General features: G+C 49.5%; 14 protein-coding genes. 11 read left to right on the top strand and 3 right to left on the bottom strand.

Annotation, left to right across the window (positions count from 1 at the left end; translation table 11 throughout):
* Positions 1-278: 278 nt before the first annotated feature.
* Positions 279-1,970 (top strand): ABC transporter permease subunit, encoded by a 1,692-nt coding sequence (locus AB1611_11185; protein ID MEW6380154.1) that lies wholly within the window; start codon positions 279-281, stop codon positions 1,968-1,970.
* A 22-nt stretch (positions 1,971-1,992) separates the two neighbouring features.
* A complete protein-coding gene (locus AB1611_11180) occupies positions 1,993-3,303 on the top strand; it encodes a nitrate/sulfonate/bicarbonate ABC transporter ATP-binding protein (protein MEW6380153.1) in 1,311 nt (436 codons plus the stop codon).
* Positions 3,304-3,313: 10 nt separating this feature from the next.
* Here the strand turns inward: AB1611_11180 and AB1611_11175 are convergent, their stop codons facing one another.
* On the bottom strand, positions 3,314-5,374 hold the full coding sequence (locus tag AB1611_11175) for a GGDEF domain-containing protein (protein MEW6380152.1): 2,061 nt from the start codon (positions 5,372-5,374) through the stop codon (positions 3,314-3,316).
* Positions 5,375-5,658: 284 nt separating this feature from the next.
* On the opposite strand from AB1611_11175, the gene AB1611_11170 reads away from it, so the two are divergent.
* Positions 5,659-5,808 carry a hypothetical protein gene (locus tag AB1611_11170; GenBank protein ID MEW6380151.1) on the top strand — a complete coding sequence of 50 codons (150 nt, stop codon included), beginning with the start codon at positions 5,659-5,661 and terminating at the stop codon, positions 5,806-5,808.
* A 236-nt stretch (positions 5,809-6,044) separates the two neighbouring features.
* Here the strand turns inward: AB1611_11170 and AB1611_11165 are convergent, their stop codons facing one another.
* Both AB1611_11165 and AB1611_11160 read right to left on the bottom strand, forming a co-directional pair.
* Positions 6,045-8,120 (bottom strand): putative cobaltochelatase, encoded by a 2,076-nt coding sequence (locus AB1611_11165; protein ID MEW6380150.1) that lies wholly within the window; start codon positions 8,118-8,120, stop codon positions 6,045-6,047.
* 4 nt (positions 8,121-8,124) lie between these two features.
* Entirely contained in the window at positions 8,125-9,171 is a 1,047-nt protein-coding gene (locus tag AB1611_11160; protein MEW6380149.1) for an ATP-binding protein, read from the bottom strand.
* 660 nt (positions 9,172-9,831) lie between these two features.
* Here AB1611_11160 and AB1611_11155 point away from each other — a divergent pair.
* The 8 genes from AB1611_11155 to AB1611_11120 all read left to right on the top strand — a co-directional run bounded on the left by AB1611_11155 (position 9,832) and on the right by AB1611_11120 (position 21,571).
* On the top strand, positions 9,832-12,162 hold the full coding sequence (locus AB1611_11155) for a TonB-dependent receptor (GenBank protein MEW6380148.1): 2,331 nt from the start codon (positions 9,832-9,834) through the stop codon (positions 12,160-12,162).
* 108 nt (positions 12,163-12,270) lie between these two features.
* On the top strand, positions 12,271-13,137 hold the full coding sequence (locus tag AB1611_11150) for an ATP-binding cassette domain-containing protein (GenBank protein ID MEW6380147.1): 867 nt from the start codon (positions 12,271-12,273) through the stop codon (positions 13,135-13,137).
* A 12-nt stretch (positions 13,138-13,149) separates the two neighbouring features.
* Positions 13,150-13,884 carry an ABC transporter permease gene (locus AB1611_11145; protein ID MEW6380146.1) on the top strand — a complete coding sequence of 245 codons (735 nt, stop codon included), beginning with the start codon at positions 13,150-13,152 and terminating at the stop codon, positions 13,882-13,884.
* Positions 13,885-13,898: 14 nt separating this feature from the next.
* A complete protein-coding gene (locus AB1611_11140) occupies positions 13,899-15,683 on the top strand; it encodes a TonB-dependent receptor (protein ID MEW6380145.1) in 1,785 nt (594 codons plus the stop codon).
* Between the two features lie 26 nt (positions 15,684-15,709).
* Positions 15,710-17,479 carry a PQQ-binding-like beta-propeller repeat protein gene (locus AB1611_11135; GenBank protein ID MEW6380144.1) on the top strand — a complete coding sequence of 590 codons (1,770 nt, stop codon included), beginning with the start codon at positions 15,710-15,712 and terminating at the stop codon, positions 17,477-17,479.
* A 34-nt stretch (positions 17,480-17,513) separates the two neighbouring features.
* The gene (locus AB1611_11130; GenBank protein ID MEW6380143.1) at positions 17,514-19,151 is read left to right on the top strand and encodes a hypothetical protein; all 1,638 of its coding nucleotides are present in this window, start codon (positions 17,514-17,516) and stop codon (positions 19,149-19,151) included.
* Between the two features lie 14 nt (positions 19,152-19,165).
* On the top strand, positions 19,166-20,674 hold the full coding sequence (locus tag AB1611_11125) for an energy-coupling factor transporter ATPase (GenBank protein ID MEW6380142.1): 1,509 nt from the start codon (positions 19,166-19,168) through the stop codon (positions 20,672-20,674).
* 12 nt (positions 20,675-20,686) lie between these two features.
* The gene (locus AB1611_11120; protein ID MEW6380141.1) at positions 20,687-21,571 is read left to right on the top strand and encodes an energy-coupling factor transporter transmembrane component T; all 885 of its coding nucleotides are present in this window, start codon (positions 20,687-20,689) and stop codon (positions 21,569-21,571) included.
* Positions 21,572-21,617 lie beyond the last annotated feature (46 nt).

Below are 21,617 nucleotides of genomic sequence, written 5' to 3'. Positions count from 1 at the left end.
TATTCTTTTTCTGATGAATATTAAAAATGAGAATTCAGGAGTCAGGAGTCAGGAGAGAGTGGTCAGTGGCCAGTAAAAGCAAGTGGCCAGTGAAGAGCAGGAGAAGTCAGGGGAAAGACCGACTTCATTCTGAGTTTTAACTCGTTTTTCTAATTTGCTTGAAAATATTGGTAAGTTAGGCTACACTGCTGGATCAGCCTTTGTTAACCAGTACGCATGGCAGGGTAATTGATGGGGCGCTCATGAGGCAATCTTTCTGGATTTTTATACCCGAGCAAATGGCTCGCCACCGCATCAGTTGGGGAGATGTGGTGGTATTTATCGGGCTTTGTGTCCTCGTCTATGTCGGAGTGCGCCTGGCCAGCGGAGCGCCGCTCGTGATCGAGGGTCCGGCGGTTTCCCTCTCCCCTGCTCTGCTTCCCCGGTATGCAGCCCTGTCTATCGGACGGATGGCCGCTGCCTATACTTTATCTTTATTTTTTACCTTGATTTACGGCTATATATCTGCCTATCATCGCCGGGGGGAGCAGATCCTGATGCCGCTCCTTGATGTGCTGCAGAGTGTGCCGATTCTCTCGTTTCTGCCGGTAGCGCTGCTGAGTCTGAGTGCCATTATGCCCCAGAAGATGGCGGCTGAGCTGGCTTCCATTATTCTGATCTTTACCAGTCAGGTCTGGCACCTGACTTTTGCCTGGTACCAGTCACTGACCACCATTCCCAAGGAACTGCGCGAGGTCAGCACGACCTTCCGGTTCAACGGCTGGATGCGCTTTAAGACCCTGGAATTGCCTTTTGCCGCTATCGGCATGATATGGAACAGCATGATGAGCTGGTCAGGCGGATGGTTTTTCCTCATGGCGGCTGAAATTTTCACTGTCGGGCAGCGTGACTTTCGCCTGCTGGGTCTGGGCGCATACCTGCAGGAAGCTGCCTGGCGCGGGAACCTAATGGCCATCACCTGGGGGATCGCTACCCTGGTGCTGGTTATTGTTGCTCTGGACCAGTTGCTCTGGCGGCCCTTATTGGCCTGGTCTGACCGCTTTAAGCTCGAAATGGTTGAGAGTGCCAATCCGCCTACCTCCTGGGTTTACGATGCCCTGCGCAGCTCGCGCCTGATTGCCTGGTTCAGCTGGATAGTCCAGGGGCTGATTATCGAGCATCTGGATGCCTGGTTTCTGCGTCACTTCCCTATGCGCAATAGACCTGCCAGGCCGGGGGACGATCACCTTCCCTGGGTTTTGCGTCTCATCGGAGGAATAAGCGGGCTGGGCCTGCTGTACGGTGTCTACCTGGCCGGAAGAATGCTGCTGACGGTGTCTTTGCCCCAGTGGGCAAATATCAGCCTCGGAGTAGGAGCAACGCTGCTTCGTGTTTTCACCTCCCTGGCTATTGCCCTGGCTTGGACCGTGCCCCTGGGAGTTGCCATAGGCACCAACCCGAAACTGTCCACATGGCTGCAGCCGGTGATTCAGATCGCGGCCTCGGTGCCGGCCACAGCTCTTTTTCCGGTCTTTCTGCTGGTTATGATCAGGCTTCCGGGCGGCCTGAATCTGGCCGCTGTACTGCTGATGCTCATGGGGACCCAGTGGTATCTTCTGTTCAACGTCATTGCCGGAGCCATGGTCATCCCCCAGGATCTGAAATATACCAGCTCCCTGCTGCAACAGAGCATGCTGGAGCGCTGGCACACCTTAATCCTGCCCTCGCTGTTTCCCTATATCGTCACCGGTGCCATCACAGCCAGCGGCGGCGCCTGGAATGCCAGCATTGTAGCCGAATACGCCGAATTCGGCGGAAAAACACTGCAAACTACCGGGATAGGTGCTCTCATTGCCAGGGCTACGGCAGCAGGAGACTATCCCCTGCTCCTGGCCGGAACGCTCAGTATGGTGCTGGTCGTGGTCATTATCAACCGGCTTCTCTGGCGGCACCTCTACCGCCTGGCCGAAGAACGATATCGAATGGAGTAGTGATTGGAACGGAGTAACACTCATGCCTGCAGACAATTACCTTTTGGAGCTTCAGCATATTAACCAGATTTATGGCAGTGGAGAGCGGCGATTCACCGCAGTCCAGGACATAAACCTGGCCCTGAGCGAAGGAGAATTCATTGCCCTTCTGGGTCCATCGGGTTGCGGCAAGAGCACCCTCCTGCGGATTATTACCGGACTCCAGCAGCCGACCGAGGGACAGGTGATCTACCGCGGTGCGCCCCTTGCCGGGGTAAATCCCCATGCAACCATTGTCTTTCAGACCTTTGCCCTGTTTCCCTGGCTTACCGTGCTGGAGAATGTGGAAGTAGCCTTAAAGGCCCGCGGTCTTCCTCCGAAGCTGCGCACGACACGGGCTCTTGACCTTCTGGACAGAGTCGGGCTGGACGGATTTGAGACCGCCTACCCGCGCGAGTTGTCCGGCGGCATGCGCCAGAAGGTTGGTTTTGCCCGCGCTATGGCTGTGGAGCCGGAACTGCTCTGCCTGGACGAGCCATTCTCGGCCCTTGACGTTCTCAGCGCCGATTCCCTTCGCGGCGAGCTGCTGGAGCTGTGGACCAGCGGCAGCATTCCGACCAAAGCTATCCTCCTGGTCACCCATAATATCGAGGAGGCTGCTTTTATGGCCGACCGCATTATCGTCATGGATAAAAATCCGGGCCGGATCGTAACTAATCTCAAACTGAGGCTGCCCCAGCCGCGCCAGCGAAAAGCTGCCGGATTTCTGGCAGTAGTGGACCGGGTCTACGGTATTCTGGCTGGTCAGACCCAACCGGAGCATGTCGAGCTGGGTGCAGCACCGGGTGAGCCGGGCGGGAAAACCCGCGCTCTGCCGCACATTGGCCTCACCAACCTGGCCAGCATGCTGGAGCGCCTGGATGAGATGACCAATAACCGGGCTGACATCTACCGGCTGGCCGAAGAACTGAAAGTCGATTCTGATCACCTGCTGCGATTGACCGAGGCTGCCGAGCTTTTGGGATTTGCCACTATTGCCCAGGGTGACATCACTCTGACACCCCTTGGCGAAACCTTTGCCGAAGCCAGCATCCCGGCCCGCAAGGAGATCTTTGCCACCCGTATCCGCAGGCTGCCGATTTTCAAGTGGCTGATGGCCATGCTGTACGTTTCTGACCGCAAGCAGGTGGGGTGGGATATCGTCCAATCCGAGCTGGAAGTCGAATTCCCCCCTGAAGAGGCGGAACGCCAGCTTGAGACAGCTATCAACTGGGGCCGGTATGCTGAAATTTTATCCTATGACGACAGCACGGCCGTGATCTACCTCGAACCCGGCGCAAGCGAAGGGCATTAAGTACGTACCCTTATCCTTCAAAGGCACTGACGGAATTTCTCCCCTTCTGTTTGGACTGATACAGCGCCCTGTCCGCTTTTTGTAAAAGGTCTGCCGGGGTATCCTGGAAATTATTGAATTCGGCAACTCCAATACTGAGGGTGATCTGGCACTTGGGGAAAATGTTTTTCCTGAGCAATCCGTACTCCTCCACAATGAGCCGGACCCTTTCGGCGAAAGCGGAAGCGCTCTCCATCTGGGTATTGGGTAAAATGACCAGGAATTCATCACCTCCCAGCCTTCCGACAACATCGATACTCCGGGAATTGCTTTTTATGATCGTGGCCACATCTTTCAGAATCAGGTCTCCGACCTGATGACCATAGGTATCATTAACCGTTTTGAAGTGATCGACATCGAAAAGTGCGATTGAGAACGATTGCTGAAAGCGGGTTGACCTGCTGATTTCAGTGCTCAATGACGAGTCCAGTTGACGGCGGTTATAGATGTTGGTCAGGCAGTCAACCACAGCCATCTGGCTGATATATTGGAACAGCTTGGCATTTTCCAGGGCCATTCCAAGGTTTACGGCCAGAATGTCGAGCACTTTGATCGTATCATCAGAGATGGCGACGTATTCATCCTGATTGTCGATCAGGAGCAGATCGGTAACTTTCCGGTCGGTGCTGATGGGAACCAGGAGCAGCTCACTGCTGTGCAGGCTTGATAAAAGGGATGATGCGGGAGGCAACAGCCCATCCCGGTCAGCCTTGAGATGGAGGATTTCCCTGCCCTGGATACAGGGAGGCAAAAGGGGCCCGATGCCTTCATCCCAGGTGCCGCCTGCGGCAACATCTGCCGGATCGACCTGGAAATCGCCATAAGATGCTTTGCTGGTGACCTTTTTCCTCTGTGAGTCAACGGAAAACCAGATCAAGCGGGGAAATCCGAAACCTTCCCCTACCCCCTGCAAAACATTCCGGATAATTTGTGACGGCTCCAGGGTCTCGCGGGTTTTGCAAATGATATCATTCAAGGTGTTCAGCTCATGAACATGCTTTTCCAGTTTGCTCTTGGTATCATGGATCTCCTGAATGTGCCGTTCTAATTTTCTTTTCGTATCACTATACAGGGAGTTGATCCTTCCCAGCTCAAAATTCGCTTTTTGCAGGGCTTCCCGGAATCCTTTCAAATCGCTTGCCTGTAAATTGAAAGCCCTGGCATTCAAAACCAGTTCCCTGTTCATTTGCTTCAAAATAGGTTCTATCTTCAGGTTCTTGAGATCGACAACCCTTTCCGCCTGAGGATTGAGCACAGGGTGAAAGAAGAAGCTGAACGAGCCAAGGGCCTGGGTCCAGCAGATAAAGTCGGCTACCGAAACAATGGCTGCCAGCTCATGGATATCCTCGTGGCCTTCTTCCGTGCCATGATGCAGTTCGACGGATTTCTGCAGGGAGAGGGGGAGATTCCACTTCTCAAAGGCCAGCCTGCCGACCAGAGCATGGTTGACCGACAGGTTCTCTTCCTCAAAGCGCAAAGACATATTGGGAGTCAGGTTTAAGTTTCTCATATAGTTGAGATACTTATCAGTCATGATCCGCTCGATGATGATCTTCCCCACATCGTGCAGGAGACCGGCTACGTAAGCCTCGTCAGGACACAGGTATCCGCTCAGCGAAGCTATGCCTTTGGCCACGGTGGCTACCGCCAGAGAATGACACCAGAACTGGGATTTGTTGAAGAAATACCCGTCCCTGTTTTGCCGGGACAGGTTATCGAACACGGTCAGGCATAATAACAGCTTCTTGAGAGCGTCAAAACCCAGAATGGTTATGGCATGGTCTACGGTGCTGACCTTCCCCCGTAAACCATAAGCTCCGGAATTGACCACTTTCAGCACTTTGGCTGTCAGTGCCTGATCCTTCCGGATAACCTCCGCCAGGTCCCTGATCGTGCTTCTGTCATCTAAGACGATGTTCAAAATATGCGCTACAACTGTAGGCAAGGTAGGAATTTCTTCGGTAATTCGATTAGCAAGCTCCAATTCGGTAATAGTGTGCATCCCTGTCACTTCCAAGATTCCTGAATCCATTGGAGAAGAAGATACCATTTGTCAGCTTTATGGGTGTATATCTTAATTTACCATACGCCTTCGGTTATGGCAAATTATCATGCAGATTATGTACCAATTGGAGTCAATCACCGTAATATATTCGATATTAATTTAAATTACAGATAGTTATGGACAGATCGATGTCCGTTGGCCTCCCTGGTGAGGTGAATAAATCTTGAGCAATGTAAACTATGGTGACGTAATTTCTGTGACATACTCCCGGTTTCTCCAGTGACCAAGAGGTGAACAGGCAAGGAGGAATCTTGGGAGAACTGAAGGTAAACATCGTTTACTTCCAGCAAATGGGATACGAAAATGGATTCCTGAAGAAGCCGAATTTGTACGGCTCTTCCGGAAGGCAAAGTTTCATGAAGGGGAAAATGACCCTAAGAGCCCTAAATCCAATATCTTAACACCAGCTTCTCTTGCTGCCTTTGATAGCTGGTTATCCTGGCTTACTAACCCCGCGTTCTTGCTTATGGCAAGCTCTAAATAGGTGGCATCATAAGCGCTGCGTTGGCAAGGTACGGGCCACCTCGTATATCTGGGCAGAGAATCGGGCTCCAGAGGTACTCGAATCCTTCTTCAGGGATATTGCGCCGCCCCGATTTAAGTTAAAGCTTTTTTTGGCACTGCAAAACTCGAGTCATTACTCCACAGCATCCACCATCTCACCCTTCACTGCCTCCATGAGAGTGCTGGCCCTCAAATCTTCGAGAAGGAAATATTTAGCTCCCATCTGGCGGGCTATTTTCTCCGAGAGACCAAAGGACATAAAGCCTTTTTTCTCTACATCAACCACCAACGTCCGTACCCGATCATCTTCTCCGATGATTTCAGCCGCTTTCAACGATTCTCCCAGAGGCTTATCACCATAAAGACTGACGTTGGATCTGCCATCGGTGATGAGTACGAGCAGGGGATAGATAAATGGGTCCTTGCGCAGTTGTGTCTCGATAAGCTGATAAGCCGTGAGGAGCCCGTGGGTAAGAGGAGTTTTCCCTCCGGCGGGCAGATCCTCCATCAGTTTATAGCCTAATTCAATACTGCTGGTGGGAGGAAGAATAACCTCGGCTTTGTCACCCTTGAAGGCAACCAGACCGACTTTATCTCTTTTCTGGTAGGCATCCATGAGGAGAGAAAGAATCGCTCCCTTGGCTGCGACCATGCGTTTGTTGGCGCCCATAGAGCCACTGGCATCGATAGCGAAAATGATAAAGTTGCCGATCTTCTTCTCTCTGATTTTCTCTCTGATATCTGAACTTTCAATGGCAATAGCGACATTCTCTTTTCTGCGCCTGCTCTGATAGGGAGCGGCTGCCCGCAGAGTAGCGTCAAGGGCCAGGTCATTATTTTTCCGGCGCATGGTGCTCATCACATAGCGGCCTGACTTGGTGGCAATTTTTGTCCTGCTCCTTCGACCTGAGCCTTTACGAAGTTTTCTATCCCGCTCAAGATCGAACCGTTTGACGCGAAAGGGCTCTCCTGTTTCAAACACTCTCTCCTTGAGGGGTGCGCTGGCTGGGGCAGGTTCTTGTTCCTGATCGGGGGCATCGTCATGCTCATTCTCCTGCCCTCGCTCTTCTTCCTCATCGGATGGAGAATTTTGATGGTTATGAGAGGCATTTTCCGGTTGTTGACTGCTCGTTTCTTCCTCTTTTTCCTCTTGCGGTTTATGATCCTGGTGGTCATGGTGATCGTGATGGTCATGATCGTGCGATTGGTCCTGTTCCTGCTGAGGTGGAGGCGGAGGAGGAACCTGACGTTTTCGATGAAACAAGACCATATCTGCCACCGCTTCTATATCTTCGGTCTGAACTGCCTTTCTTTCCATAAATGAGGCCAGGGCAAGGCTTGCCCATCGAAGAATGATATCTGCCCTGTGGCCTGCCACAAACGCTTCCATAGCCAGTCTGGAGCAAAGACCGAGCAACTCTTCTGAGATGGTAACCGAAGGCAATCGATTTATGGCCCGTCGTATCTTTTGGCGGGTCTTTTCCTGCTCCTGCTCCCATTCCTGGAGAAAATCGGCAGGATTACGGTCAAATCCCTCCCTGCGGATCATAATGGCTACTCTTTTTTTCTGATCACTACAACCCTCAACGGTTACACACATACCGAACCGGTCGATTAACTGAGGTCTCAGTTCCCCTTCCTCCGGATTCATGGTACCTACCAGAATGAAGCGGGCAGGATGACAATACGATACGCCTTCGCGCTCGACAATATTGACTCCAGATGCTGCCGCATCCAGAATAACATCCACGATATGATCATTGAGCAGGTTCACCTCGTCAATATAGAGAATTCCCCGGTGAGCGCGGGCCAATAATCCGGGCTCAAAGCACTTTTTCCCTTCTTGAATGGCTCGTTCAAGATCGATGGTGCCTACAACCCGGTCTTCGGTTGTTCCAATGGGCAGGTCTACCACCTGGACCTTTCGTCTGACTGAAGGCAGGCTGCCTGTTTGAGTGAGCAGCCTGCTGCACTGTTCGCAAAGGTTCACAGGATCATGAGGATCGCAGGAAAAGGGGCAGCCCTCAACCACTTCTATTTCCGGCAAAAGGACAGATAAGCTGCGCACCAGTGTGGATTTGGCCGTCCCTTTTTGACCGCGAATCAATACGCCGCCAATCTGGGGGCATACGGCATTCAGGAGCAGGGCAGTTTTCATCTTCTCCTGGCCCACTATGGCTGTGAAAGGATAGAGATTTTCCCAGGACATGGCTTTAATTTGCCTCCCTTTTTCCGGTTAAAAACATTTGGCTCAATTTTTCCTCTTCCATACCGATCTTTTGAAAAGGCTTTCGCCTCATGCGATGCTGAAGGGAAAGATCCGCAGCTTCCTGAATATCCGTTTTGTTTACTTCACAGCGGCCGCCGAGAGCAGCCAGGGTTTTGGCGGCCTTCATCATGATAATATCTGCCCGGTGCCCATCTACGTTCATCTCGATGGCAATTCTGGCAATGAGTAGGAGTGTCTCTTCCGGTACCTGAACCTGATCCAATATATCCTCCGCCTTCCGAATCTGATCCCGTAAAGCCTGCTGCTTTGGCTCCCAGACCTTGGCAAAGGAAGCGGGATCGTCTTCGTAGAGGACCCTTCGCTTAATGACCTCAACCCGGGCTTCAGGCTCTAAGATTCCCTCAATATTCACACATAACCCGAATCTATCAAGGAGTTGGGGCCGCAGTTCCCCCTCTTCCGGGTTCATAGTACCTACCAGGATAAAGCGGGCAGGATGGGAATATGATACTCCCTCCCGCTCAATGGTATTTACCCCCATGGCCGCAGAATCGAGCAGTACATCCACAATGTGGTCGTCCAAAAGATTTACTTCATCAACATACAAAATGCCCCGGTTGGCTTCGGCCAGGATACCCGGCTCAAATTTTTTCTCTCCCTTCTTGATGGCTTGCTCAAGATCCAGGGTTCCTACTACCCGATCTTCGGTGGCGCTGACCGGAAGATCGATCACCCGCGCTCTGCGCTTGGTTACGGGTAGTTTTTCACCTGTATTGAATCGCTCAAGACAAACCGGGCACATGTCGGGCTTATAATTCGGCGGACAGCCGCAAGGGCAGTCTGCAACTACCTCTATCTCAGGAAGAAGTTGTGCCAGGGCACGCACAGCGGTAGATTTGGCTGTTCCCTTCTCACCCCTGATCAGAACACCTCCCAGTTTGGGATTAACGGCATTCAGCAGCAGGGCTTTTTTCATTTTTTCTTGTCCTACAATGGCAGTAAACGGATAAATAGTGCGGTCGATTCCCATAGTTTACCTTCCTTTCCAATAGTCTTTGTTTATGCACTTCGATTAATCTCGGCGATAAACCAGTGAAAGAGAAAATAAAAAAAGCCATGAACGCTTTGATCAGGATATTCATAATCCTTTCAAAAAGCCTTCATGGCCTGGCTTACTTATGAGAAAATTAACCTATGATCAATCAGGCCGCTTTCAGCGAAAGGGAACGGCCTCCTTTGGGTTCTTCGCAAACCTTGTTTAAACCTTAACAATGCTTACTGTTTTTGTCAAGGAATTAATAAACATTTAAGGATTTTGAGATTGAAATTACTATACTTAAGAAATCGGATTGTCGGTGAATCACCATCGGCTAATTAAATTTTCTTGACAAGAATAAAATATGCTGGTATCGTTCGAGGAAATAATTCGCTCAGAAGCGAAAAGATTGCAAATGATGTAATCGTCCTGCGGTATTGTGTTGAATAAAAAGGACGATAGCGAGAAAAAAGCCATGAAGGCTTTGTTCCCGAAGTATTCGGGAGGAAAGCTTTCATGGCTTTTTTTTTGGCCTTTAGTCAGAAAGAAAACCCGCAAGAGGAGGTGATGAAGCGTATACAGGAAAGTGGGATTTATCGGTTAAAATTATCGGTCGAAGATTAAATGCTGTGTATTGGGGGCAGGAGAATGATTATGAGAAAGAAAAAAAATGTGGTTTTTATCTTAGCTATCATGGGATTTTTACTGCTTGTTCCCACGCTGTCGGGTGCAAACCAGGAGCAAGATCAAAAGTCACCTGCGGAAAAAGGAGCAGCCGAATCCTCGGCGCGTAAGATAAAATTGGAAGATGTGGTAATTTCGGCTACCAGGACAGAAAAAATTGTACAGGATGTGCCGGTAAATGCATCGGTTGTCACCAGAGAGGAAATTCAAGAACAAAACATTAAGACCATTGACGAGGCCATAAATTACCTTGAAGGAATTTATGACAAGCGGGCTAAGGGATTCATGGACTCAACCCAAAAGGTCTGCATCCGTGGATTGCCCGGCTCTAAGCGGGTGTTGGTCCTTCTCGATAATCAGCCGCTCAACATCGGTTATACGGGAGATGTAGATTGGAGCCTTATCCCCATAGATTCGGTGGAGAGAATCGAGGTCATTCGCGGGCCTTCCTCAGCTCTGCATGGGGGGAATGCCATGGGCGGGGTTATTAATATCATTACCCATAAGCCGAAGAAGCTGGAGGCATGGGCTGAATATGGATATGGGACCTATAATACCAATATTGGGAAAATACGCTTTGGTAATGAATGGGCCAATCGCTTTTCTCTCTTTGCCACCTACGAAAAACGAAAAACGGATGGCTATCGCACAACGCCGGTCACGAAAACCTCCCCCGCCACCAAGAAGCCGAGCAGTACATTCACAATCATTCCAGTAACTGGTGTCCGAACAAGCCAGGACGAGAAGGGTGCCCCTGCGTATATTATTGGTGATGTTGGCGAGAACGGCTGGGATGAAGACAATTTGCACCTTAAATTTGGTTTCAGGCCGAATGACCTGGCGAATTTGACTCTTGGCTACACCTACAATCAAAGTGAATACTCTTATGAAGATTGGCGATTATATCTTCGCAATTCCAGTGGGGCTCCGATACCATTATCTGATCCAAATACATACATCGAATTTGTGGACACCACTGATGGGAAAACCAAATACCTGAAGTCCATCACGGAATATAACTTTCTCAAAGGTCCGGGGGTGACCAAGCATAATGTATTTACGCTTAACTATGACCATCAAATCTTGGATAACCTTCAGTTAAGCTTACGGGGAGGTCTGACCGATCAGTTCGAAAACTGGTACATTACACCCCAAAGCGGAGCAACCAAAGGCGGAGGCTCCGGTCAAATCTCCGATACACCCAGCACTACCACCACAGCCGAGGTGCAGGGAGACTGGACAGGTTTTACAAACCATGTCTTGACTGCAGGCCTATCAAATCGTATGGAAGAGGCGGAAAATGCCGAGTATCATCTGACTGATTGGCGGGATGAAGGCAGCAAGGATCGGAAGACTTATTTTGCCGAAGGAAAGGTGGATTCATGGGCGATATACCTTCAGGAGGAGTGGGATCCTATTGATAAAATTTCGCTCTTTGCGGGAGGCAGATGGGACAACTGGAAGGCCAGAGATGGCCGCAGCGGCCAAGAAGACCCCAATACCCATCTTATGAATACCACCTCGTTCAAGGAGAGAAGCGATAATTACTTCAGCCCCAAGCTCTCCTTCCTCTTTAAACCAGACACCCAGACCGGAATTCGAGGCTCCTGGGGCAAGGCATTTCGCGGACCCAATGTCTATGAATTATACCGCAAATGGATTTCCAGTACGGGGACCGAATATAGGCCCAATCCTGATCTTGATCCTGAAACTACCTCTTCATGGGAAATCGGCCTTGATCAATACTTAACTCAAAACAGCTTCTTCCGCTTTACGTATTTCTATAACGACATTGAAGACCTCATCTATCGGGCCACACCCGATCCCCAAAATAGCAGTATCAAAATTTGGCAGAATGCGGGTAATGCCGTAAGCAAGGGAGTGGAGTTTTCCCTGAATCATAGGATCGGCAATGATTGGGATTACCTTTTCAACTATACCTACACGGATGCCACGATCAAAAAGAATAAAGCCCTCCCTGCAATTGAGGGCAAACGAATTACCGGCATTCCGGAAAACATGTTTAATACTGGCTTGACTTATCATCATAACAAGTTCGGGGGATCGATTCTTGGACGCTATGTCGGTAAAACCTATGGCAGCGATGACAACTCGGATACTAATGTAGGGTACTATAAGTGCTATGATCCCTACTTCATAGTAAATCTTAATTTATCTTATAAGGTATGTAAATACACTGACTTGACCCTGGCCGTAGACAATCTCTTTGATGAAGAATACTACCAGTACTATCAATCACCGGGAATAACCTACACCGCTAAACTCAAGGTGGGAATTTAATCCTCATGAGGAGAGGGGAGAAGATGAGGGAGGATACCACAGCGGTATCTTCCCTCATCCTCGCCATGTTGACACGACTTTTCTTTCGAATTGGGGCGAGAGGGAAGAATGAATAAACAGGAAAAGAGCAGCATGATCGTGCTCAAGGAAATCACCAAAAAATTTGACCGTCTCACCGCAGTAGACAACCTGCACCTTGAGATCGGCCAGGGAGAGCTGTTTGGGCTGCTGGGGCCAAATGGTGCAGGGAAAACCACCACCATCGGCATGTTGACTACTCTGATCAAGCCTACAACCGGCAAGATTTATATCAACGGCTATGACCTCGCCACAGATGCTCTGGCGGTCAAAAGGGAAATCGGCGTCGCTCCACAGCACCTGAATCTGAACAAGGACCTGACCGCTTATCATAACCTCTACTTCAATGGTCGATTGTACAAGATGCCCCACCGTGAAATTAAGCGCAGGGCCGCGGAATTGTTGGAATATGTAGGGCTTACAGAAAAAGCGGACATTCTGGTGGAAAAATTTTCCGGCGGAATGAAAAGGCGCCTCCTTATCGCCCGTGCACTCATGCACCGGCCCAGTATTCTCTTCCTCGATGAGCCTACCGTAGGGCTCGATCCCCAGACTCGACGCAAGATATGGGATCTTGTCAAAAAGATGCACAAAGACGGGGTAACTATTCTTTTGACTACCCACTACATTGAAGAAGCGGAAATGCTGTGTGAGAAGGTCGGTATTATTGATCGTGGCCATCTGATCGAACTCGCCACTCCGGATCAGATTAAAAAAAAGGTAGGGGAGTACACTCTCGAATATTTCGATGGAGAACAAAAGACCATACGAAAATTTTTCCCTACCAGAGCCTTAGCCATTGAGGATGCCAAACAGTTGAGCCGTAATTTTGAGATCAGGCAATCCAATCTGGAAGATGTTTTCATCGAGCTGACCGGCCACAGGATCAGAGAATAGGGGGAAGAGACCTTGGATGCTGTTACCATTTTTTTGCGAGAGCTGGCTGTTTTTAAAAGGACTATTATCAAATTTATGAGCTCCAACCTGGTCAGCCCGCTGCTCTATCTGACCGCCTTTGGCTGGGGACTGGGGCACGGCATGAAAATGGGCGGAGTTACCTATCTTGAATTTATCATCCCCGGTATCGTCTCTCTGACCTCTATGGGAGCAAGCTTTAACGGCATTGCCACCAATCTCAATATAAGCCGTATCTATTTTAAGACCTATGAGGAAGTACAAATTGCTCCCGTACATCCCCTATCCGTTGCTCTGGGGTATATTTTTACCGGTGCCTTCCGGGGATTATTGGCCTCTTTTCTTGTCCTGGTGGTTTCCTTTTTTTTCAAGGTCAAGCTCCATCTGAATCTTTGGTTTTTCCTTGCACTTTTCCTTACCTGTTTTATTTTCTCGGGGTTAGGGGTGTTTGCAGCCATGATCATCGAGACCCATGAGGATTTATCCAATTTTTCCAGATTTGTCATTATGCCTATGACCTTTTTGTGCGGGACCTTCTTCACCACCGACAATCTCCCATCCGGAGTTAACGCAATTATCCGCATCCTTCCCCTGACCCACTCCTCAAAACTGATGCGCATGTCCATTTTAAAGGGGGAATATTCCCTGTTCTCATTTGGAGTTCTTATGACTTATGCCCTGATTTTCTTCATTTTGGCTGTTGTGTCTATCAAAAAAAAGGGAAGTTAGAAAGAAGGTGGAAGATGCAAAAGAAAAAGAGCCTGGACAGGGGAAAATCGATGAAAACCGTGGGAACCGTTTTCCTTGCCATGTATCTGCTCCTGTCTTCCCGGATGGGTTTGACGGAAGAAAAAGAGAGTGTTTCTCGTGAAGAGGAATCGAGTGCAGATAAGATGGTGATTACCCGCGAGGATATCGAAAAACTCAATGTACACGGCATAATAGAGCTCTTAAATCAATTACCGGGAGTAAGTGCCACTGATTCGGGCATTAGCTTCAGAGGGGCAAGCGCAACAGGGATTCTGGTACTCTTAAACGGGCGGCCCCTTAACAATCCGGCAGACGCTCATAGAGGAGTTGACTGGAATATTGTCTCCCTGCACGAGATCGACCGGATAGAGGTTAATAAGGGTGTGGGCTCCGTCGTTTATGGTGACAACATCAGCGGTGGTACTATCAGCATTACCACGAGGAAGGTATCCGATGGTGGTGGCGGCTCTATTGAGGCAGCTTTCGGCAGTTTTAACAGCCAGCTCTATGACCTTAACCTTCGTCGAAAGATCGGGTCCCTCGGTATGGGGCTTTCAACAGGGCTGGAAGAATCCGATGGTTTCCGGCAGAATGACCACAGTTCCTCCAAACGGATCGGAACACGAATAAGCCACGATATCGACAGGGAAAAAATAATGAGTCTGTCTTTCGATTACAGCAAACAAGATGACGAATCACCCGGCAAATCCTATGCTCCTACTCCAAGGGCCGAATCTCATGATGAAACCCTTGGATCAACTCTTCTCCTGCCAATAGGAAGAGTTAAAAGTGCCACTACTTATAGCAGTTTTGAAAAAAATTTCCAGGATCCGGATAAGCACCTGAAAACCAATCTGCAAAGCTGGGTTGCGAATGAAGAGCTGACGACGGCTCTTTCTCCAAAACCAGTGGGAATGATTAATCTTGGGGCCTGCTTTGAGACAGCCCATGCAGAAGGGACTTCGGTTGCGTCCAGGAAAGAGCGAAAATATGCGCTCTATACCGTCAAGGAGGTTCGATTTGAGAGCGTGCCGCTGAAAGCCGATCTTGGGCTGCGCTGGAGCGGCTACTCGGAATTTCCTTCTGCCGTCTATCCACAGCTACAACTTAAGTATGAGCATCCTGCGGTTGCAGTCTGGCTTTCGGTAAACAGATCGAATAACACACCGAGCTTTTACCAAAGGTATTATGAGAGCACTTTCAGTAAGCCGAACCCGGATCTCGGGATGGAAAAGGCTTTGAATTACAGCCTTGGTTTTTCCTCTCAGATAATAGATGCCCTGGAGGGAAATCTTTCCTTTTTTTGGAATACCATAGATGACCGCATCACTTATATTAAGAGGAGTGATGGCTTTGGCACCTACGTGAATTTGGGTTCGGTCACCCAGAAGGGAATCGAAGCGGCATCTACCGGGAATTTTCACCGATTTCTCCAGGTAAAATGCTCCTATACCTTTGTATTGGCCGAAGATGATGAAACCGGCAAACAGCTCACCTATACCGCCAAGCATAAGGGGAATTTTGATCTTTACCTGAAGCCGCTTGACAGATTGTCGCTCGGCTTGACTTCGCGGTATACCTCAAAAAAGTTCACCAAAGCTGATAACTCGGAATATGTCGGCAGTTATTTTGTGGTCGATGCTAAAGCGGACTGTGCTTTTGAAAAGGTAAATCTCTTTCTCAAGCTGACCAATATCCTGGATAGAGATTATGAGATAGGAGACGGCTATCCGGGAGAACCGCTTGCCTGCACGGCAGGAATAAAATATGGATTTTAACCTTCAGATATAATCGGGAAAAGAACATGAAAAACAAAGATCGATTGATCCTCCTTGTGGCTTTCCTTTTCCTGAGTATTTCTGCCCCTGGATGCAGGAGGGACAAAGATGCCAGGATCAGGGAGATAGTATTTACTCGATGCGGTTTGGGAGTGAGTATCTCTCGAAAGATAAGCCTTCAAAAGGTAACTATTGCCTCGGACAACCCGAAGCAGAGTGTCGAGATTCCTTTTGTCGATTCCAGGATGGATGCCCTCCTGTTGAATTTCGCCTGGAAGGAAAACAGGGACTATACTCTCAGTATCAGCCATGGGGGAGGAACCCTTGAGAAGAAGATCCGTGCGCCTCTGTCTCCCTCTGCTTTTCTTCTCTGGGAGAGCCCCCTGGGCAAGGCCGAGGGATTGACCAAATCTGCTGGGGAGGAGTCGAAATATGCTCAAATCAATGACTGGAGCAAGGTGATCTATGAGGAGATAGCCGTATCTTCCGATGGGATGATCGGTGTAGCCAGTTTTGATCGAACCATTCGATTATGGGACAGGTATGGGAAAACGATACTGAACTTCCATATCCCTGCCGGTGTGGGCAGAGCCATAGCTTTTTCCGGGGACAACCGGTACCTTTTGGCAGGAGAGGCCGGACCGGATGGAAAGCTTTACTGTTTTGAAACTTCAAGCGGCAGATTATGCTGGAGTTACAGCACAGCCCGGGAACTGGGCACCACGAAAGAAAGTTACTATTCATATCAGCCCAATGTCAAATACCTGGCTGTCAGGCGGAATACGCTTTTTGTCTCTGCACAGCGAGGATGGAAAGATACCCTCAAAACCGAGCACGGCACCGAATTTTTCTATCCCAGAAAATCGGTTGTGTATGCCTTTGATATTCCAAGTGGCAGAAAGTTGTGGCAGTTTCCGGCTGCAAACAAGGATGCCACGACCAACCTTATAGACACCGCTGTGTTGAAGCTGGCTGTTGATGAAGAAGGAAAGACGATAGTTTTTTCCGGTTGGGGGGGATCGGCTGACGGCAAAATTGTTCAGCAGTATTCGGAAAATTCCCTGTATATTCTCGATGCTCACACCGGCCACCTTCTTTTTTCCTGGGATCTTACGCCCCTTGGTCACTACGGTTTTTACACCACCTCGGTCGGAAGCAGCCTCGATCTTTCTCCCAACGGAAGATTTTTGGCCTGTACCTCCAATGACGGCAGACTGTTCCTCTATGACCATCAGGCCGGACTCAAGGCAAGAAAACCTGTCCTGATCTATGAAAAAGCGCTTTCCGCTCCCATCGAGATAAGCGGGATTCCTCTCTACGCTTCCGGAGGTACGGTAGTGGCGCTCAATGATGGGAGTATCATCGCCAAGATAGGAACGACCTATATAGCGCCTGCATCCGGGCAAAGGGGCAGACCCCCACAGGTAGCTCACCCCCAGGAAAATACCCTTTATAAGCTCGATCCCCAGGGGACCCCCTGCTGGATCTGGCGAGGAGGGGGAGGAATGGAGACGCTGCGCCTGAGCGCCGAAGGCAGGTATCTGATAGTGGGCATGATCCATGACTATGTGAATCAAAGCAGGCAAAATGCCGGTATCTACTGCTTTGACCTGACCGGGACCAATAGGAGTGCGGAAAAGCAGGTCTGGTTTTACTCTGTGGAAGGGATAACGCTGACCTGTGACATCTCTCCTGATGCCCAATATATTGGTGCTGTTGAAGGGCCAATCGATATTGATCCCAGACCTGAATTCAGACAAATAGCAGGACGGCATCGAACTCTTTTGATCAATTAACGGGACTCTCATGAAAAAATCCTGGTATGGTCGAATGCTTTGGATCACTCTTTTGGCTATGGTTACCCTCTTTCCGGCTGTGGTTTTCGCCACCGATTTTCCAATCGTATTCAGCCATGAGATCCCCTACGGTCAGGGGAAGAGCGGATGGGTATGTGAAAACAGCACTGTGAGCGGGCTCCTTCGGGTTGAGAGCCGATATCCTGGCAAACTCGAAATTGATTACCAACTCCAGGTCCCGGCCCATCTTGTACTTCAAAAAACTCCTCCCGACATGAGCGTGGAAAAAAATTCTGCCGGTTTGAAGCTGAAGGCAAACTTCCTTTTGATGACCAGGGGTGATCAATGGTTTAGAGTAATTGAGATTCATCTCCCGCAGGGAATTGCCGAAAATGGTTCTGTGCATCTTGCCGCACAGGCCACAATTCATGGTGTGTCAGACGGGCAGTCCTGGTGTATGCAAAAGGTCATCTCCGTAAAGGTGTTAAATGAGCGAATATTGCAGCAATCTCTTGGAGTAACCGATTTCATTATTCCCGCTGACGAACAGGGCCTGCCACAAAAAAGACTGAAGAAAAACACGATCCTGTTGCATACCGAGAACCTGTTAGCTCGCTGGCTGGGAGGTGAGCACCATGAAGATCCCACACCCTCCGCCTATGCGGCGGTAGGTATTACCAGCAAGCTGGAAGACAGAGTGAATCTTTTGGCCAGGCTTGATTTTCTCGATCCTCGAACCAGACTGAAAGTAGCCGGGTTCGATCCGGTTCTTCCTCAAGGTCATGAGGGCCTTGGCCGGCGAGTCGATGGAGTATATCAAATGGTTTGTCTTCCCCCAAGGGATCAGGAAAAAGTGGTTCTGCCCATCTATGCCCGGGACGGTATGGCCCTGCCCGGTCACTATCTGGCCCGACTCAGCCTCAGGCATTTTGGGACAGACAGCATAATCGGCCACTATGATTACCCGATCGAGGTTTCATCACCCAAATGGGGGCCGCTCATCATGACGCTCTTTTCCCTGGCTGCGGCCGTGGGAATGATACTCCTTATCTATCTGAAGAGAAACTATTTTTTGCGGCTGAAGACCCGCGAATTGATTACCATTGCCCTTTTCGGCACGATTATCTTTGCCGTGGTGAATGTACCGGGAACCCTTTTATGGCGATTTGCCCATATTTTCCTTGGGCCTTTCAGTTTCTTCATTACCGGCTTTTTTCATGAAATTATTTTCTACATGCTGCTCACTTCCTTGGTAGTCCTTATTCCAAAGCCGGGAGCGATTACCCTGGTCATTATTATCAAGTCCCTGATGAGTGATCTTTTGTTCGGAGGATTTTCCGCCACATCCTTTCTCAATATGGGGGTAGCTGCCCTTACCCTTGAGACAGCCTATTACCTGTGTGGCCTGACCAGGAGAACGATGGGAGGGACGGCCAGTTGTGGCCGCCTGCAGATGCCTGCCCGCACCGTGTGGATAACTGCTCTTGTATGCGGCTTGGGGGATATGCTGATTTCTTATGTAAATTTTAATATCTTTATGCTTCTCTATCGTCTTTACTATGCAACCTGGTATATAGCGGTCTATCTTTTCGTCAGCGGTTTTTTATATACGCTCATAGCCGTGCCTTTAGGTTTTACCTTAAGCAGGAGGCTCTCCATCATCGGAGGCTAGTGGAGGGATGAGCAGTGATTGCGGCCTGTGAACTTACCTTTACCTATTCAGGGAGAAACCTTCCCAGTCTTATAGGGATCAACTTCACCATAAAAAAGGGAGAGTTTGTTCTCCTGACCGGCCCTACGGGATGCGGTAAAAGCACCTTGCTCAGGACACTGAATGGTCTTATTCCCCACGAGTCCGGCGGCTGCATGGAGGGAAGCGTAAATGTCTGCGGACTGGATACAAAAAAAAGTTCCATGAGAGAGTTGACCCGGACAGTGGGTATGGTCTTTCAAAGCCCTGAAGATCAGCTCTTCTCCACCCTGGTTGAGGATGAGATCGCCTTTGGGCCGGAAAACTTGTGCCTGAGTAAAGAAGAGATTGAAACCAGGATCAAATGTTCCCTGGCTATGGTAAACATGCACTCCTTAAGAAAGCGGACTACTTCAACGCTCTCCGGCGGGGAAAAACAGAGAATAGCCATTGCCTCAGTCCTGGCCATGCAGCCGCAGATTCTGGTCCTGGATGAACCCTTAAGTCAGTTAGACCCACAGGGCGCCAGGGAAATATTGTCGGTGCTGAGGACCTTAAATAAGAATGGAATGACCATTATAATAGTTGAACATCGTCTCCCGGAGGTTATTCATCTGGTAAGCCGGGTCATGGTAATGAAAGAGGGGAAAATTCTCCTGGACCGGCCCAGGGAGGAGGCTGTCAGACAAACCGCACTCTTTGATGAACTTGGGCTCATCCCTCCCTTGTCTCAAAGGCTGACCCTGGCTGATCTTCCAGGGAAGCTTTCAGCTCGATATGCTCGTCAACAGGACGACTCCGTGTCTGTTGCTGCCGAGGGTCTTTGGTTTCGCTACTCGAAAAAGTCCGACTACAGTTTGAAGGGTGTCTCGGTGAAAATCCGGCGGGGAGAAATGGTAGCTATTGTCGGCAACAACGGTGCCGGTAAATCGACCCTTCTCCTTCACCTGGCTGCTATTCTCAAGCCTGAAAAAGGAAAGGTCATGGTCTCAGGAAACGGCCATTACCGGCCTGACCCTTATGGCCTGGCCGGTAAGGTAGGAACCATGTTTCAAAATCCGGACCTTTTGCTGTTTTCTTCAACTGTCCGGCAGGAAGTGGAATTCGGGCCGAAGGCCCTCTCTTTCCCGCCAGAGCTTATGAACCAGGTTGTCTCAGATATCCTGAAGTCCCTCAATATCACGCATCTTGTCGAAGATATTCCCCAGGGTTTGAGCAAAGGCCAGAGGTTGAGAGTCGCTGCGGCATCTATTCTTTCCCTGCGTCCTGAACTGGTGCTGCTCGATGAACCCACCTGTGGACAGGACAGGGTTCATATTCAGGGTCTCATGGGTTACTTGAGGGAACTTGCGGACACAGGCATAAGTACGGTTTTTATTACTCACCACCTGGAAACAGCCGTGGAGTATGCAGATAGAATTCTGGTGATGAATGAAGGCAGGATATTGTCTGAGATCAGACCATCGGATGAATATAAAAAGTTACAAACAGGGATGTTCAATTGAGGATTGAAAAAGATGCTTCAAAGTAGAGACATTGTTCAAACAGGCGAGGGAAACTCTCTTAGTTCTCTTCTTGATCCGAGAACCAAGCTGATCATGTTGTTCTGTCTGGCCATTATGGTCATCAGCATCGATAATCCCCTGTTTCTTTTGACCCTCTTTTCGGTCCCCTTAGCCCTTTACCCTTTGGCCAGACTCCCGGCTGTAAAATATAAAATTGTGGCTATTATCATTCTCGTCGGATTGTGGGGCACTATTTTCAGTCAGGCCCTTTTCTACCAGGAGTGGCCGCGAACGGTTATGGTCACCTTAATTCCTCAGAACTTTTTCTTTTTGGGCAGGCTGACCGGCGGGCTTTACCTTTACCGCGAGGGTTTTATCTACGGTTTGATCCAGGGCTTGAGGTTTTCCACCATGACCGCTGCCGGATTGCTGCTGTGCTGGACTACTGAGCCGAGGGACATTCTCCTTGGTTCAGTCAGAATGGGGGTTCCTTATGAACTGTCCTTTATGCTGGTCTGTGCCATCCGGTTTTTGCCCATTCTCATGGCGGAGGTCTCGACCGTAATCGAGGTCCAAAAAATGAAGGGATTTCATCCTCTGAAAATAGGGCATCTTACTTCAGCCGGATTAAATACCCTGACCCCGGTATTGGCCAATTCCATAAGGAGAGCCGCCGTTTTGGCCGATTCTGTAGAGAGTCGGGCCTTTCGGGCCTATCCCACCCGTACCTATAGGAATGAGCTGCACTACAGGGTTGTGGATATGGTCCTTATTGGGTTGATCGTCTCAGTGGCTACAGGGATTCCCGCAGTGAAAGTTCTCTGCGGCCTTTACCATCGCCAGATAGTATATCTTCCCGGATTGCGGTGGCTTTATGAGGTCGGCAGGTATTTATAGAGAGTTCAGTAATTAACGGATTTTTTTAGAGGTCTTTAAAACCAGA

It is taken from the genome of bacterium, from assembly GCA_040755755.1.
GTDB lineage: Bacteria > SZUA-182 > SZUA-182 > DTGQ01 > DTGQ01 > DTGQ01.
Note: the sequence above shows the minus strand (reverse complement) of the source record. Positions and strands in the feature narration are given on the sequence as shown.

What these genes read in the sequence shown, in the direction of transcription:
- AB1611_11185 (MEW6380154.1), top strand. Translation starts at nt 279, where the DNA reads ATGGCTCGCCACCGCATCAGTTGGGGAGATGTGGTGGTATTTATCGGG.
- AB1611_11180 (MEW6380153.1), top strand. Translation starts at nt 1,993, where the DNA reads ATGCCTGCAGACAATTACCTTTTGGAGCTTCAGCATATTAACCAGATT.
- AB1611_11175 (MEW6380152.1), bottom strand. Translation starts at nt 5,374, where the DNA reads ATGGATTCAGGAATCTTGGAAGTGACAGGGATGCACACTATTACCGAA.
- AB1611_11165 (MEW6380150.1), bottom strand. Translation starts at nt 8,120, where the DNA reads ATGTCCTGGGAAAATCTCTATCCTTTCACAGCCATAGTGGGCCAGGAG.
- AB1611_11160 (MEW6380149.1), bottom strand. Translation starts at nt 9,171, where the DNA reads ATGGGAATCGACCGCACTATTTATCCGTTTACTGCCATTGTAGGACAA.
- AB1611_11155 (MEW6380148.1), top strand. Translation starts at nt 9,832, where the DNA reads ATGAGAAAGAAAAAAAATGTGGTTTTTATCTTAGCTATCATGGGATTT.
- AB1611_11150 (MEW6380147.1), top strand. Translation starts at nt 12,271, where the DNA reads ATGAATAAACAGGAAAAGAGCAGCATGATCGTGCTCAAGGAAATCACC.
- AB1611_11140 (MEW6380145.1), top strand. Translation starts at nt 13,899, where the DNA reads ATGCAAAAGAAAAAGAGCCTGGACAGGGGAAAATCGATGAAAACCGTG.
- AB1611_11135 (MEW6380144.1), top strand. Translation starts at nt 15,710, where the DNA reads ATGAAAAACAAAGATCGATTGATCCTCCTTGTGGCTTTCCTTTTCCTG.
- AB1611_11130 (MEW6380143.1), top strand. Translation starts at nt 17,514, where the DNA reads ATGCTTTGGATCACTCTTTTGGCTATGGTTACCCTCTTTCCGGCTGTG.
- AB1611_11120 (MEW6380141.1), top strand. Translation starts at nt 20,687, where the DNA reads ATGCTTCAAAGTAGAGACATTGTTCAAACAGGCGAGGGAAACTCTCTT.